The organism is Peribacillus sp. JNUCC 23, assembly GCF_053653995.1.
The window spans coordinates 615,589-631,493 of sequence record NZ_CM132202.1 but is presented as its reverse complement, the minus strand read 5'-3'; the positions used below and the strand labels follow the sequence as shown (position 1 = coordinate 631,493).

General features: G+C 36.4%; 14 protein-coding genes and 1 pseudogene. 1 reads left to right on the top strand and 14 read right to left on the bottom strand.

The genetic code is table 11. From position 1 onward, the window contains the following. Nucleotides 1-46: 46 nt before the first annotated feature. The 8 genes and pseudogenes from JNUCC23_RS03135 to JNUCC23_RS03100 form a co-directional block, all read right to left on the bottom strand. Complete coding sequence (locus JNUCC23_RS03135) at nt 47-685, bottom strand: HD domain-containing protein (protein ID WP_403074804.1); 639 nt, start codon at nt 683-685, stop codon at nt 47-49. Nucleotides 686-799: 114 nt separating this feature from the next. Then, entirely contained in the window at nt 800-1,693 is an 894-nt protein-coding gene (locus JNUCC23_RS03130) for a LysR family transcriptional regulator (RefSeq protein WP_454214255.1), read from the bottom strand. A gap of 218 nt (nt 1,694-1,911) precedes the next feature. Next, nucleotides 1,912-2,189: pseudogene (locus JNUCC23_RS03125) on the bottom strand (FMN-binding negative transcriptional regulator); the annotation flags it as partial. A 20-nt stretch (nt 2,190-2,209) separates the two neighbouring features. Then, on the bottom strand, nt 2,210-2,728 hold the full coding sequence (locus tag JNUCC23_RS03120) for a GNAT family N-acetyltransferase (protein ID WP_454214253.1): 519 nt from the start codon (nt 2,726-2,728) through the stop codon (nt 2,210-2,212). A gap of 25 nt (nt 2,729-2,753) precedes the next feature. After that, complete coding sequence (locus JNUCC23_RS03115) at nt 2,754-3,206, bottom strand: MarR family winged helix-turn-helix transcriptional regulator (protein ID WP_454215971.1); 453 nt, start codon at nt 3,204-3,206, stop codon at nt 2,754-2,756. A gap of 643 nt (nt 3,207-3,849) precedes the next feature. Then, nucleotides 3,850-5,010, bottom strand: coding sequence for a DUF4317 domain-containing protein (locus JNUCC23_RS03110; protein ID WP_454214251.1), 1,161 nt, complete (start codon nt 5,008-5,010; stop codon nt 3,850-3,852). Between the two features lie 807 nt (nt 5,011-5,817). Further along, on the bottom strand, nt 5,818-6,459 hold the full coding sequence (locus JNUCC23_RS03105) for a hypothetical protein (protein ID WP_454214249.1): 642 nt from the start codon (nt 6,457-6,459) through the stop codon (nt 5,818-5,820). Between the two features lie 160 nt (nt 6,460-6,619). After that, nucleotides 6,620-7,960 carry an alkaline phosphatase gene (locus tag JNUCC23_RS03100; RefSeq protein WP_403075224.1) on the bottom strand — a complete coding sequence of 447 codons (1,341 nt, stop codon included), beginning with the start codon at nt 7,958-7,960 and terminating at the stop codon, nt 6,620-6,622. Nucleotides 7,961-8,494: 534 nt separating this feature from the next. On the opposite strand from JNUCC23_RS03100, the gene JNUCC23_RS03095 reads away from it, so the two are divergent. After that, a complete protein-coding gene (locus JNUCC23_RS03095; protein WP_454214247.1) occupies nt 8,495-9,904 on the top strand; it encodes a YcdB/YcdC domain-containing protein in 1,410 nt (469 codons plus the stop codon). A 189-nt stretch (nt 9,905-10,093) separates the two neighbouring features. On the opposite strand, the gene JNUCC23_RS03090 is transcribed toward JNUCC23_RS03095, so the two are convergent. The 6 genes from JNUCC23_RS03090 to JNUCC23_RS03065 all read right to left on the bottom strand — a co-directional run bounded on the left by JNUCC23_RS03090 (nt 10,094) and on the right by JNUCC23_RS03065 (nt 15,666). Then, nucleotides 10,094-11,434 (bottom strand): MmgE/PrpD family protein, encoded by a 1,341-nt coding sequence (locus tag JNUCC23_RS03090; RefSeq protein WP_403075227.1) that lies wholly within the window; start codon nt 11,432-11,434, stop codon nt 10,094-10,096. Nucleotides 11,435-11,453: 19 nt separating this feature from the next. Then, on the bottom strand, nt 11,454-12,209 hold the full coding sequence (locus tag JNUCC23_RS03085) for an amino acid ABC transporter ATP-binding protein (RefSeq protein ID WP_062184608.1): 756 nt from the start codon (nt 12,207-12,209) through the stop codon (nt 11,454-11,456). Nucleotides 12,210-12,214: 5 nt separating this feature from the next. Beyond that, nucleotides 12,215-12,886 carry an amino acid ABC transporter permease gene (locus tag JNUCC23_RS03080; RefSeq protein ID WP_403074824.1) on the bottom strand — a complete coding sequence of 224 codons (672 nt, stop codon included), beginning with the start codon at nt 12,884-12,886 and terminating at the stop codon, nt 12,215-12,217. A 24-nt stretch (nt 12,887-12,910) separates the two neighbouring features. Further along, nucleotides 12,911-13,708 (bottom strand): amino acid ABC transporter substrate-binding protein, encoded by a 798-nt coding sequence (locus tag JNUCC23_RS03075; RefSeq protein ID WP_403074827.1) that lies wholly within the window; start codon nt 13,706-13,708, stop codon nt 12,911-12,913. 12 nt (nt 13,709-13,720) lie between these two features. After that, the gene (locus JNUCC23_RS03070) at nt 13,721-14,260 is read right to left on the bottom strand and encodes a GNAT family N-acetyltransferase (protein ID WP_062184617.1); all 540 of its coding nucleotides are present in this window, start codon (nt 14,258-14,260) and stop codon (nt 13,721-13,723) included. Between the two features lie 80 nt (nt 14,261-14,340). After that, on the bottom strand, nt 14,341-15,666 hold the full coding sequence (locus tag JNUCC23_RS03065) for an LLM class flavin-dependent oxidoreductase (protein ID WP_403074831.1): 1,326 nt from the start codon (nt 15,664-15,666) through the stop codon (nt 14,341-14,343). Between the last annotated feature and the right edge of the window lie 239 nt (nt 15,667-15,905).

Here is a 15,905-nt window from a genome sequence, read left to right as displayed (position 1 = left end):
CGTCACTTGTTTAATTCCTACCACGTTACGTTGTCATTTCTGTTTCTTATTCTGACCATGGTGAATGTAAAATACACTGACAAAAATTCTTATTTTTATATTCTGGTCTAAAATATTTAATAACATCTTCTTTCATATTGCCAAAAGTAGTTTCTGGCTTATGCTTAAAGCCCTCATAAAATCCTGAAATAATTTCCCTTTTGAAATTGTTACGAGGGAACGCTTTTATAATTTCTTCACGCAAGTCGTCGGGGAATTGTTCAAAGCCATCTCCCATCACATCTAAACCAACACCTGAAAAGAGTAGTGCTACTTCAGACTCTTTATGTTCTGCAACACCGGGTGTAGTATGTAATGCAATAGCATCCCATACAAGACGAATTGACTCATCCGGAATTTGATACTGCTGTAAAAAACTTCTTGCTGCGTTTGCACCGTCTACTTCAAATCGTAAATTGGGACTACTGAACTTATTTGTTAAGCCTAAATCATGGAATAAAGCACTGACATATAGCAATTCTAAATCATAGTTTTGCTTCGCTTTTTTTCCGTTGACTGCACCAAATAAAAACACACGATTTGAATGATTCCACAACAAGTCGTCCCCATGCTCACGTAAAATATCGGCTGCATCTTTCGCCAATCGAGAATCTGGAATTTTAATACCCGCTACTGCCTGAAACATAATTGAACATCCCCTTTGCAATTTATAGTTCTCATTTTATGAACTTATCTTCATTGTAAAGGGAAATTCATTATCGTCCTATACGATTAATTCTATGATAATGATAGATAAAAACTATAATATAGCACTTCGTAAAGAAGTAATTGAATCTTTCTCTGTGTGAAAATGAAGCTTTTCGATTTCACGTACTAATAACTTAATATATTTACGTGCTGGATAATTAATAAAACAATTCTTTTTCATCACGAGATAGACTGCTCTTGTCAAAGATGGTTTCTCAATATGTTGGAAAAATAAATCCTCTGTATCATAAAATTCATATAATGTACGTGAAACAACACTACGCCCCACACCACTTCTGACTAGATTCAAGATAGATTGAATACTAGACGTTTCCACAATAGGCTCTAATTGCTTGCCAACCTCATCACTCGTTATATCAAGTAGTTTTCTACATTGATGCAGACCGGGAAATAAAATCAAAGGACCATCTAAAACAGAAGAAAATGAAACCGTCTGCTCTTCATGACTCTGATTACTAATTAGGTAAAATTCTTCATCATACAACTTCGTCACTTGCAACATATCATATTGATTAAGTTGAAAACCAATACCAAAATCGGCTCGATTTTCTATAACGGCCTTTTCCACCTGATCAGTAGTTTCAATGAGCACTTTAATGTTCGGATATAAATGGTTAAATTGAATACACAAAGTAGATACCAAATCAGTTATTTCCCCTGGTAACACGGCAATTTTCAATTCTCCGATTTCTACCTTTGTAAATGCAGCAATTTGAGAGGTAATACTTTGTATGGAACCTTGAATATTCAATGCTTCCTGTTGTACAATTTCTCCTACCTTAGTAAGCTCAATTCTCTTGCCAACGCGGTTAAAAAGTGGGTATCCTACCTCTTGTTCGAGCATCTTAATTTGATGACTTAAAGTGGGTTGAGAGATTCCTAATTTTTCAGCTGATTTTGTAAAATATAGTTCTTTACTAACCATTAAAAAATATTCTAAATGTCGTAATTCGATACTAGTTCAATCCTTTCTAATACAATTATTATTGGCACTCTGCTATCAAAGATGGATTACCCATCTTTCTACATTCATATAACTATTTACGCCTTTTTGTCCTTTTTTAATTTCCTTTCCATCAATTGTGCCATTTGTTGAGAATTCAAATTCTTTTCTTCATAGAGTTTATTAACGATGTTATGATAGTCCTCTTCATACCAGGAGGAAGAGATATAAGCGTGTCGTCCTTGGAGCATCACCAGTACTTCTTCACAGGTTTCGAATGTTCTCCATTAAGAGTTCCCATAAGCCATATGCCCAGTTATATAATATAAGAATCTCCTTCTGTAATTAACTGCAATGGCAAATGAGTGGCAATTGGTTTCCCTTGTCCTGTTGTGACATTCGTAACAAAAGAGTTATGTTGAACGAAATCCCAAATCTCATCAAGATTTGTAACCTTAAAATTTTTTGGAATATACATAAGAGCCCACCTTTAAAAAGTTATATGATTGTTTTGGTCATGATCAAGTCCGTTTGTTCTTCATCTCCCATATAAAAAGAGTGGGCGCCAGTTTGAACAAACCCTGTTTTCTTATAAAAAGCAATCGCATTTTCATTTTTTTCCCATACGCCAAGCCAGATTTTCTTTTTATTTCGTTCCATCGAAATTTCTATAGCTTTATTTAGCAGATATTTACCAAGCCCGTGTTTTTGAAATTTGTCCTTTATATAAATCCTTTCGACTTCAAGGGATTCATCACCCATTTCTTCAGACTGGGCATCATTGGTATTGACCTTTAAATATCCAGCAACTTCATTATTAAAATAAACAAAATAGAATTGCGAAGAAATATTAGATAATTCTTTTTCTAATTGTTTTAAGTTTAATGCCCTTTCCAAATAGGTATTCATATTTTCGGGTGAATTTTGATGCTTAAATGTCTCATTAAATGTTTCATGACTAATTTTTTGAAGTTTACGTGAATCTTCAAGGGTACACATTTTTATATTTATAGCCATTTAAATATATCGCTCCTTTATATAATCAATAATTCCTTTTGTTTCCCCTTTTTACAAATTCCCAGTCTTTTTCTACATTTTTTCTTACTCTTTGAAGAAGATTGAAAATGGTTTCTGCTTCTTTTTCAGACAATCCCTCTAATGCAACGGTATTGGAATAATCATTTTCTTTGTTTATAAATGAATAAACATTTTTCCCTTTCTCTGTTGGAAAGAGTTTCTTGATTTTTTTGTTATGTTCATCATCTTTCTTTTCAATAAAGCCATTAATTTCAAGTTTCTTTATAGCACGAGATGCTGTTGTGCGGTCTACTTTTATCATCTCAGCTAACTTTTCTTGAATGATTCCTGGGTTTTCAAATATTCGCACAAGGTACAAATACTGCCCTTTTGTAAGGTCATATTCCTTAAATTCTATATTGCTTATTGAATCTAATGCCCTGGAAATCATTCCAATCTCACGAAGAATTTCCTTCATAATTAACTCCTTAGTACATATTTTTTTTGCAACTGCAATAAAAATGGCATACATTAAATTTAATTCTTTTTTTGTTGCATATGCAACAAAAAATATGATATAGAGGTCGAGTAAAGTAAAATACTTTTAAAATGATCTTTAATCGGTATTATTACTTTTTCTGTTTCCTCAACAATCTGGCCCTTTAACGGAACAACTTTATTGTAAATCAGCAGTTCCTTAATACAATTTTCAATTCAAATATTCCTTTCCTTTTCACTATAACCGCCCATTTAGCGTGGGATAAAGTTTGATCATTCTCTACTTGTGTGCTTCACAGTTGAGCCTGTTTGGGGAAGATCAAAAAATGTAAAAGAGCTTCAAAAATTGTTCTTTAATTATTGCTCATACGTAATCCGTTCGTTTACGTATGATTCTTCACAAATTTATAAGCTCCTTAAGCAGGATAATCCTCTTCCGCCTAATCAAGTAAATTTCATTCACAAACATTAAATCCAGCGATTTACTTCTCTAACCTGGTATGCTGTATGATCATGTTGTCTGGAACCAATCCTAAAAAAAGTTGGTTTCTACTATTTGTAGAAATCCAACTAAAGTCATTAATAGATTGCAATGTATTAAGGAATCTGTTCCTCAAAAACCACTAGAGTGTCTTCGTTTCCAGTCGAAATCCTTCGACGACTACATCTTCATCGATTTCAACTAATAGACACCGTTTTCCATTGTAAGTAATATATTTTACATTTTTCAGGTCTTTCGGGCTGACGGATACATCTGCCACCTTCGTATTGATTTTAATGGTTTTAGGTATAATACTGCTTGCTTTGATTTCATGTTTTTCGTCATCTACGACACTCTTGAAGGCATGTTCCACTTTGGCGGTATCCACATTTTCGACGCCGCTTACCTCTAAGATGCGTTCAATGTCTCGATAATCCAACATAGGCGATTCACTTTCTTCATCTTCTTCATTTTCCTGTACCATCTTATCGATTTCCTCATAGACATTAGAAATGACCCTGGAATCCACTTCGTCTCCCATTACAATTTTTAAGATTTGCTCAAAGCTATCCTTATCTTCCATAGCGGTAATAATCTCTTCACAGTTGAGAACTTCTTCTATAAATGAATCGTCTGGTTGATTCACTTTCCCTCCACAATAGAGAATATGATTCACATCTGCCGAATTTTCATTAAAGGCAGGAAACAAAAAACCTGTTAACGGAGTGGTCAAATTAATAATGGGATCCACTGCGTTATTCGATTTGAATTCTTTCTCGATATAATCAAACAGCAAGGCTTTTTTCGGCTGATCGGTTTTATTAAGACTGCAAAGGATAAACTCACTGGAATAAACTTTATCGTCCCCTCCTTCTTCGGATTCCGAATCTCGTTTCCCAGCCGCCTTTAGATATTCTCCTCGGATAAATGTCACCACAGTATCAAAATCATAAACAGCATGAGCAAACATCTTCCCAACGATTTTGAGCATGCCTTCTTTCCAATCTTCCGTTGATCCTGCTCGTAATCCTTCGTAGAGGATCATTTGGGCGCTGTCTTCCACATCACGTTTAAATTTCAGCTCAAACAGTTTGGCATCAAGATGACCTGTCAAAACTTTTTTAAAGTTTGCTAAAAACAATTCTTGTGCTTCCTGCTCTAACATTTGAAACGGTTGACTGACTTGATGATAAATCTCACCTGATTCTTTCTTTACATAAACAGTAAAGATTTCACGAATATTCATAGACTGATTGTCTAATTTAAATTGCTTTCGGATATTAGCGATGTCTTTTTTATTCATTTGTTTCATCTCCCATTCCTGATTATAGTGGTCAGTCAAGAAAATAGTAATACTTGATATTTTTTCAATTTTAATAGCTAAATGAATTTCCGTTTTACTTAACCACTTTTAAAGGAGTAATAATAAGCAGCGGCTTTTACTGCATCAACCTTAACTCCGAATACAATTTCTTATCATACGGTATTTTAAATGAATGAGTCACAAACACAGTGTTTTCCTCTTTTTCTGTTATTTAAATATTACCACAATCCAATCACCAGGAACATCAGTTCTACTCGCAAATGATACCATCACTTAAAACACAAAAAAATCGAAACATGAACTCGTTTAAAGACATGCCTATTTCAACCTCACTATCATCCCACCTCTGAAGAAGTCGGCTTTCTCGTTCGGAAAAGTCTGTAAAACATAAAATGACGGAGTTCCTCACGCATTATTTAGCACCTGACATGAGTGTGAATCGTTTAAATGATATGGACATATAGCCCACTTTATCAGAAGAAAAGGAAAAATCCCTTTATCGAGGACCTCAATTTTGAATGAACATGGAACAAAAATTACGAAGAAAATCAGCATGAATAGTTCGAATTTCTCTATCGTGTTTCGTTTTCGAAGCTTAATGGTGACATTTGCTTTATTGATGCTCGTTCGGGTGGAAAGATTACAGAAAAAATTCGAATGATGTGTTAAAAGAATGATTCGCTATCCCTTATTCTTAGATTCAAATTGAATGATAACCAGAGACTAAAGGTTTTATCGTTGAGCCACAAAAAAAGCATAGAGAAAAATCTCTACACCTTTTATTGGTTAAAACTTAATTTTTATTATTTGAGAGTCATGTATTTTATTTTCACCTTTATCGAATACATCGCTTGTTGTTAGTTCAATCCATTCAAGGTCTTTTGACGAGTCAATAATAAAACCTAGATTTCCCTTTTTTGTCGTATTTCCTTCTATTTCACCGTTTAATTCTTCTAGATAGATGTCTTTCTCCCAATCTAATTTCTTGCCTAAGCTAGTTTCAATCATAGCGATTGGTGCGAAGTTTACTTTTTCATCAGAAGTGTTTTCGATTTCGACAAATACTTTTACGAAGCCAAATTCCTCATCATGTGTCAACACATGAAAATAATCAATAAGACTATAATCTGGTCTTAAATGGATAAGTTTCATATCTTTCACACTTAGTCGGATTGGACCAATTTCGTAAGTTTCATTGACGGGATTGATTGCTTTTAAAGTTGCTTCACCTTTTTCATCGGAAACGGATTGGCCAACTTCAAGTAATGTTCGGTCATCTGTTACCTGTGGGTTTGAAACGTAATCATTCAAATATTCATTTTTGGGTTGTTTTTCTTTTTCTGGAGTTTCACTGTTACTTACTTCATTCGAACACCCAAATAAGAATAATAGAGATAAAAGTGTAAGTAGTCCGATACATTTTTTCAAGAGAAACCCTCCAATTAATCCCGGTTCAACTAACCATCAGTGGGGATGAAAAAAACGCTGATGGAAGTTTCACTTTATCATTTAAAAAAAGAAGGGCTGACTTAAAGCTACTTGTCAGCTCCTTCAACGATCTTTGTTATGCTTTTTTGTACAGCCAAACTTATTTATCGTTAATAACTGTTTGTTTTTTTCCCTTTTCTAGAATATCGAAGATAATTTTCGCATTATCCGTGTTATCAATTTGTCCTGCAAATCGTTCAGATGAAGGTCCATAAGCAAATACAGGTACATCTTCACCCGTATGACCACCAGTAGTCCAACCAGTGTTAGAACGCGTGTCAAAGATTTTTTCGATTGCATTATCAATATCGACTTCTTTTTTACTAGCAGCATCTTTCACAGATTGAATTTCCTTAGCCGTTAAATCAAGATCAATATATTTTTTCAGTATTTCTTCTACACCAGCACCATTTGCGATTTGATTCGCCATGAAATCAGGTGTACGTTTTGCTGCTTTAATTGGTTCACCAAACCAGTTGTAAATACCATTTGCACCAATCGAATAACCGCCAGTAGAGTGATCGGCCGTCGCAACAACCAATGTATGCTTATCCTTCTTCGCAAAATCAATTGCTGCTTTAAATGCTTTTTCAAAGTCTTCCATTTCACTCATTGCGCCAACGATATCATTATCATGACCAGCCCAATCAATTTGGCTTCCTTCAATCATTAAGAAAAAACCATCTTTATTTTTATTTAAACGATCAATTGCAGAATTTGTCATTTTTTCTAAAGAAGGAACGTCTTTCGTACGATCAAGCATTTTTGGTAGTCCTCGACCTGCAAATAATCCAAGAACCTGTTTATTTTTGTCTTTTGATAGCTCGTCTGTATTTGTTACATAGCTAAATCCATCTTTTTTGAATTCATCTACAAGATTACGATCTTTGCGAATAAATAGATCTGTTCCCCCTCCAAGAAGAACATCTATCTTATGTTTCCCATTTACTAATTCATCAAAGTAATCATCCGCAATCCCATTCATGTTTTGACGGCTAGGATCATGCGAACCAAATGCTGCTGGAGTAGCATGAGTAATTTCTGATGTAGCAACTAGTCCAGTCGCTTTCCCTCTTTCTTTTGCAGCTTCAAGAACCGTTTTCACTTCAGTTTTATCATTATCTACTGCTATAGCATTGTTATATGTTTTAATACCAGCTGACATAGCTGTTGCAGCAGAAGCTGAGTCCGTTACATTTTGCTCTGGATCTTCTGGATATGTCATTTGTTGACCAACAAGATATTTATCAAGCTCCGTACGATCAACAAATTTTGAATTAGGACTGTCCTTCAAATAACGATAAGCAGATGTATACGAAACGCCCATCCCATCACCAATAAGGAAGATAACATTTTTAATTTCAGCATTGTTCTTCTTTGTTTCTTTTGCTTCAGCATTAGAAAAGGGGATTCCTAAACTACTAAAAGCAACAGTGGACATAACGGCTAAAGGGAGTAGCTTCTTCTTAAAATTTTTACTAAACAAGGGATCATTCCTCCTGATTTTATGTTATAAGCGTATTGTAAATTAATAACCTTAATTCCTTATCATAGGTTTGTAATGATATTGTAAATCCCACTAATTAAGTAAATGGATCCAAATTAAGGGGAATTTTTTACTGTGACTAATACGAAAACGAGACATTATACCTACAAAAAAACACTTTATTTATTTAACAATATCTAGTTTTTGAGAAGTGGTAGTACATTATGAATAGATTTTACTTTAAAAGGATTTACACAAATTTACGTAATAGTTATTCTCTTTACAAAAAAGGACAAAAAAAACTGCTCGGGGCACCAAAATCTGTTCATCTTTTATATCTTACTCTACTTTTACTTTATAGAATTAAGAGGGAACTCCATATATTTTACATTTAAACTGGATATATTTAGTTTAACCATGTCTTTCTATTACCTTATAATAGGATATAAGACTACAGCAGATAGACCATTTAAGATCGGGGGATTAAATGTGAATAAAGAAAGACTCAAGTTACGTGCACTACAAATAGGGAACGTTTCAAATGGCTTTGATCTTGAGATTGAGGATTTTAGAGAAGAACATCAAGTGGCACTGTTTGTCTGGAAATCAATTCACGACGCGGAACAAGGGATATGGATTGAATTAGACGGTGAGGGTCATTTACTCCATTACAATCAATACGAGGCAGTGTTACACCATTTACCTCTACAAGAAGAAGAACTTTTAGAAAAGTCCCTTCAGTTTGTCTCCGAGTATTATCCGGATGCTCTAAAAACGTTTGTCCCGGAAAAAAGTAAAACACTTTCCAATGGAATGCGGTTTTCATCTGTTCAAATGGAGCTTGGATTGCCGCTTGAAATGACTGGATTTTATGTAGATGTGGCATTTAGCGGAGACATTCTTTCATTCCGTTATTATGGTGAAGCTAAGGATATTAGGCTACCTGGAGAAATTTTGGACAAGGGATGGGTAAAGCAATCGTTTTTGGCTGAGGTAAAAATGAACCTACTTATAATGAATCTAAGTCCTGACGTATATGAAAATGTCAGTCATTCACCTCTCCTTGTCTATCAACCAAATTCCCCCTTTTACACCCAGACTGCAAATCGATTAGCAAAAAGCAACGTTGAGAATGAAAACGAAGAAGATTACGAAATTAGCTATCTTCCACTTCCTGAAAAGTTACCGGGTTATTCTGATATTTATAAGGCTATTGGATTCGATAAACATACATTAACGAAGCTCCGAGAAGTAGATATAGGGGATGAAATTGTGACCGTATGGCATCCAGCCCGCCCTCTTTCTGTAAACAATGACCTTAGTCTTGACAGCTATTTTCAAAGAAAAACAGAAAATACGTTGAAAATTAGAACCGAGAAACAAACGGGCAAAATATCGGGTTTGTTTAATTTTAGGGATGATAAAGGTCTTCTGTCATTATCGGTCGAAGAATGCAGAACAATCGCTCTAAAATTTCTATACACATTATATCCAAATGCAGATCGGTATTTCCGTATTGCCTCCCCAAATGGAGATGAAGATGAAGAAACGACTCAGTACGGGTTCCATTTTTCCATCTTTCATAAAGGAATTTCAACATATTTTGGTCTCTGCCACATCACTGTCAATAAAACGACAGGGTTCATCACGCATTATTCAGTCCCTGACATTGATGTGAATCGTTTAGAAGAAATGGACGTACAGCCCACGTTGTCTGAAAAAGAGGCAAAGTCCCTTTATCTTGAGGACCTCGATTTTGAATTAACATGGAATAAAAATTACGAAGAAAATCAGCATGAATATCACGAACTCATCTATCGTGTTTCATTTCCAAAGCTTAATGGTGATATTCGCTTTATTAATGCTCATTCGGGTGGAAAGATTACAGCAAAGATTTAATACAAATGCATAGAGAAAGTATCGCTGTTCCTTTTTCTGAGGTTCAAATTGAATGATAAACAGAGGCAGACTAAGTATGTTGATTTTACTTAGCAGACCTCTGTTTTTACGTAGATGCATAATTCTAATTCGAAGCATATGTTTCGATTTTGACGCATATAGTTTGATTTTGAGTCATACCGATTCGACTTACATATTCTGTTCAATTTCTTGAAAAACTCCAAGTGTTGTCCGATATAGATTGTGGGTAGCTGCGATCAACATCTTCGTTTTCACTCCATCCCCAACCGCGTGCAACAGCTTTTCTCGTAGTTCTGCCTTAGTCAAAGGATTTCTAGGACTTCCCTTAGGCGTATCGACCCTCTTTGACAATACTTCTCCGCTTTTAGTCGTCACATCAACAATCGTAAAACGTCCCGCAGGTATCGCATCTTCCGAAATTTTGATGGACGCGTCATTCTCTCGAGTTATTTTCTGAACGGATTCTCTCCACACAGATGGGATCGGCTTGGATTCAAAGGAAGAAAAAGTTAACGGTCTACCTGTCAGAGCAAGCCAGACAATATACTCAATCGAAAATCTTCCTTCCTCTCCAGTCGCAGGATTCTTGTAAATCAAAGCCGCATCTCCATTCGGTGGGAAGCGAATGTGGATCTCCTGAATAGCTTCCTCCGACAATTTATACTTTTCATGCAAAAACACTGCTGCATCCGCGCCGTGCGCGGCCGCTGAACAAAACGGGTACTGTTTAAACCATAATCCTGGCGTGACAATGCGCCACGAATCTCCCCAATTCACCGTCACGTCATGCACAACGTTTTCCGTATAAACCTCGAAAAAACCAAGTTTTTCATTTAAAAAATCTGGATTGCTATGCAATCCAGCGCGAATCCAATCAGCGGACTTTACAGCATTCTGTGCGGCAATCCCAACATGAAGCGGCTTCACCACAGTACCAAATTGAATGCGCAAACCGCAAGCCTGAGTTGCGGCTAAACTCATCGTTTCTGCAATCAACCGTGGCGAATACTCTCGTAAGTACGCAATCGCTCCGGCTGCGGCAATTACGCCAAGTGTAGCTGTATTATGCCACCCTTTTGTATAATGATAGGGATTCATCGCTTCACCGAATCGAGCCATAATCTCCACACCAACCACATATGCAGCTAAAAACCTCTCCCCAGATGTATCAGGATCACCTGCTGCAAACAAAGCTGCTAAAACAACAGCACTCGGATGTCCACGTACATCTGAATGGACATCATCATAGTCCAATAAATGAGCTTGTAGGCCATTGAAAAGAGCGGCTTGTGCTCTGGTTGCTTGAATGCCTTTCCCAATTAGCCAGCTCTTCCCGTTTCCACCTTCCTCCAAAATCATTTCTATCAAAAGAGTCGTTTCTTTTTCGTTTTTTGCTTGATAAGATGCTGCAAGAAAATCTATAATGCCTGCTACAGCTGCTTCTCTAACTTCAGCATTTACTAACGGATTAGAATGATAAATCGCTTCTACTAAACTTTCAGTTCTCATCACCAGCACACTTCCTTTGTTACCTCTCAGTTACTTCCATCTCCTCTACCAGCTGTCGTAAAAATCGCTGTGTCCTAGGGTTTTCTGAATGGTCAATCACTTGCTCTGGTGTACCTTGTTCAATGATTTTTCCATCGGCCATAAAAATAACTTTATCTGCAACTTCTTTTGCAAATTGCATTTCATGCGTCACAATAGCCATTGTTGTATCTTGCTTGGCCAATTGCCGGATTACTTGTAACACTTCGCTTACCAATTCTGGGTCAAGCGCTGACGTAGGTTCATCAAATAAAATAGCATGCGGATTCACCGCCAACGCTCGGGCAATACTAACACGTTGTTGTTGTCCGCCAGACAATGTAATCGGGTATTGTTTTGCTTGTTTTTCTAAGCCGACTCGCTTCAATAACTCTTCTCCTATTTTAATAGCATTCTCTTTTTTCATCTTTTTACTGACAATTAATGCTTCAATGACATTCTGCAAAGCTGTCTTATTTTTAAAAAGGTTATAGTGTTGAAATACCATCGCTGTTTGCTGTCTTAATTGGTAGGCGTCTCTTGATTTGTAGTTTAGTGTATCTAATTTCACGTCATTGATTTCAATTGTGCCTCCATTTGGCTCTTCCAATAAGTTCAAACAACGTAAAAGCGTGGATTTCCCAGAACCTGACGGACCAATAATGGCCACAACTTCTCCCGTTTCTATGTCCAAATTAATGTCATTCAACACAAGTACATTGCCAAATTGTTTTTTTAAATTTCTTACTTTTATCATCAGGATCACCTTCTAAGTGGTTTACTAAGCCAAATTTCCAAATATTTTTGTCCCCATGAATAAAGAATAATCAATAACCAATAAACCAAGCCAACTGCCAAATACGTCTCGAAGAAGCGCATAGAAGCGGAAGCGATCATTTTTCCTTCTGCAAATAGCTCTGTTATACCAAGTGTAAAGGCAAGCGATGTTTCTTTAGTTAAGGATATAAACGTGTTCCCTGTTGCTGGTAAAGCGTTTAAAGCTGCTTGTGGTAAAATAATTCGGAAATAAATTTGCGATTTCTTCATCCCAATCGCTAAACCAGCTTCCATTTGCCCTTTTTCTACAGAATTCAATCCAGCTCGAAAAATTTCTGCTAAATAAGAAGATTCTTTCAAACTAAAACCAATAATCGCTGCAGTCATGGCCCCCATCGTAGTCAATGATGGGAATATTTGTGGCAAACCATAATAAATGATAAACAGCTGCACCAATGTAGGCATTCCCCGAAATAAGGAGATGTACAAACTAGCCAAGTGTGAAAGTCCAAAAATATTGCTGTTTCGTATCAACGCAATGACGAGTCCAATCACAATTGCGAAGAACATCGAAACCACTGCCAAAAGCAGAGTAATAGGAATATATTTAATTATTCCAGGTAAAACCTCCAACATATAACTAAGATCAAAGTTCATTACTCTATAAGACCCCCGCTAGGTTTATTCTTTGGTGATATCTTCGCCAAAATACTTCTCGGACAATGTAGCCAGCGTTCCATCTTCTTTTAATTTTTCAATTTCCTTCGTGAATTCTGCTTGTATTTCCTCCCCCTTTTCCGTTTTAGCAAAAGGATATCCCACACTTTCAAATGCAACGGGATCACCAACTAATTTCAAAGGAAGATCATTTTTTTTAATTTCTGCAAGTAAGATTGGACGCGAATTAATATAACCTTCTACACGATTGTTAATTGCATCCTGCATAGCTCCATCACGTGTTTCATAAGTACGAATTTCAATTTCACCTTTTGTGTCATATTTTTGTAAGTTTGCAAGATTGTTCGAACCTAGTACACCTGAAACTGTTTTTCCTTTTAAATCATCTAATGATTTGATCGCTTCATTTTTTGTGCTTGTTACAATTTGTGCCCCATAATAACTATATGGTTCTGTGAAGCTGAATTTCTGTTGACGTTCCTCCGTCATCGCAACAGCATTTGCTACCGTGTCTAGTTTACCAGAATCTAATTGTCCCATTAAACCACTAAAATCCGTTGTCACCCACTCTACTTTGTATCCAAGGTTCTTAGCGATTAATTCTGTAAGTTCTACGTCAAAACCAGTTAACTTGCCATTATCTTTATACCCATTTGGGAAACTTTGACCGGTTGACCCCACTTTAAGTGTTTTTTCTTGTTTCGCATCCACTTCTGTCGCTTGCTCTTTATCAGAATTTCCACATGCAGCAAGCAACACCACCATAAGTAAAGTCAAAGCAAATAATAATGTCTTTTTCATCGTTTTTCTCCTCTATTTCGTAATTGTTTCATCATGTTTTTCTACCCATGCTTGATATAAATCCGGTTGCAAAATTTTCCGCAAATATATCGTTATATGACCTTTTCCCAAGTCTTTTTGACCAATTTCTACAAACCCATTTTTTTCGTACATTTCTTTAAGCCACGGATGATTATCTGCTGTACCTAGTGTCACCGCCGGAAGTTTCAGCTGTTGCTTTAAAACTTCTTCTTCTAATAATGCCAGTGTTTTCTTTCCTATCCCTTGACGCTTATAATCCGGATTGGTGGCAAACCACCCAATGTGTGGCAATGCAAGTGGACCAGGATTTAATCCCCAAGGAAAGCGAAGCGATATAGTAGAGAGGAACGTTCCATTTTCCTCCAATACATACGCAGTATTTTCTGTTAGATGTTTAACGACTTCCTCTTTCGTTGCTGTTGCTGCCGAGAAATGAATATCCAATTCTCGTATACTCGCATAGGCATCTAGGGTTAAACGTAAAAATTGATCCGCTTCTTCTACTTGTACTTCCCTAAATATTTGGCTCATCGCGGCCTCCTTTACTCCAGTGGCTTACTCTTTTGACCATCATTTTAATTGGAGTATCCTACAATGGATAATACCGACTATCACTTAGTTATAAACTGATTTTCTGGTTTAACCAAACCAAGATTCCCTCTTAACGTGGTACTCTCATACTGAGTTCTAAAAATCCCTTTTGATTGCAATTCAGGAACAACCTGTTCAACAAAATCTATTAACGAATCTGGCAAAAGTGCTGGCATAATATTAAAACCGTCCGCAGCTTCTGACATCACCCAACTTTCAATTTTGTCTGCAATTTGTGTTGGTGTACCAATCGCAATATGGTGTCCACGTGACCCAGCAATCCATTGATAAGTCTGACGTAAAGTTAGATTTTCATTTTTCGCTCGTTTGACTATCAAATCATGTTTACTTCGAATACTGTCCACATTGTCCGGCAATGAAATATCAGCAAAAGGTGTATCCAATGGAACACTTGAAAAGTCCACATTTCCAAAATATCTCCCCAAAATCGCCAAGCCCATTTCCGGAATAATTAATTCTTGCAATGCTTCATACTTTTCTTGTGCTTCTTTCTCCGTCTGTCCCACAATCGGGAACAATCCTGGCATAATACTCATACTGCCTTTTTCTCGTCCTAAAGCAATCATTTGACTTTTCAACTCACGATAGAACGAAACAGCGTCCGCTTGATTTTCCTGAGCAGTAAATACAATCTCAGCATGTTTGGCGGCGAGTGCTTGTCCATCACCGGAAGATCCAGCTTGTACAATGACCGGATGCACTTGTGGAGATTGGGAAATATTTAAAGGTCCTTTGACGGAGAAAAATTCACCTTTATGATTGATTTCATGAAACTTACTTTCGTCCAAAAACTGGCCTGACTTTTTATCAATACGTAAAGTGTCTTCTTCCCACGAGTCCCACAATTTCTTAGCTACTTCAACAAATTCAGTCGCTCTTTTATAACGAAGACTGTGCTCTAAATGCTCTGATTTATTGAAGTTCTCTGCAGTTGAACTAAGTGAAGTTGTGACTACATTCCAACCTGCACGGCCTGAGCTAATATGATCCAAAGAAGCAAACTTTCGCGCTACATGAAATGGTTCTTCATAGGTGGTCGATGCAGTTGCAACTAAACCAATATTGGAAGTCTCAGCAGCAAGATAGGATAACAATGTCAACGGCTCAAATCTTGACAAGATATTCGGATGCGAATCTTTTGCAACCGATAAGCTATCTGCTAAAAATAATAAATCAAATAAGCCCTTTTCAGCTGTTTGTGCTAATTCTTTAAAATAGTCTAAGTTCATTGCCGCATTCGGAATGGCATTTGGATGTCTCCATGAAGCAACATGATGCCCTGTTCCAGCCAAAAATACGCCAAGTTTTACGGATTTCTTCTTCATATGCAAATAGCTCCTTCATGTACTAACTATATAGTATTCCGATAAACCTTCCTATACTTACTGTTTTACTATGAATTATCATTATAATAAAACCCACTCCGAATTTGAAGAGGGTTTCCTCTACCTATTATTTGCTTAATTATCTCATCGCTACGTACTTTACCGTCATTAGACACTTTTGTAGCTTTTTTAATATAGAAATATACCTTTAAAGATTAGCATTCCGAACAACAGATTGT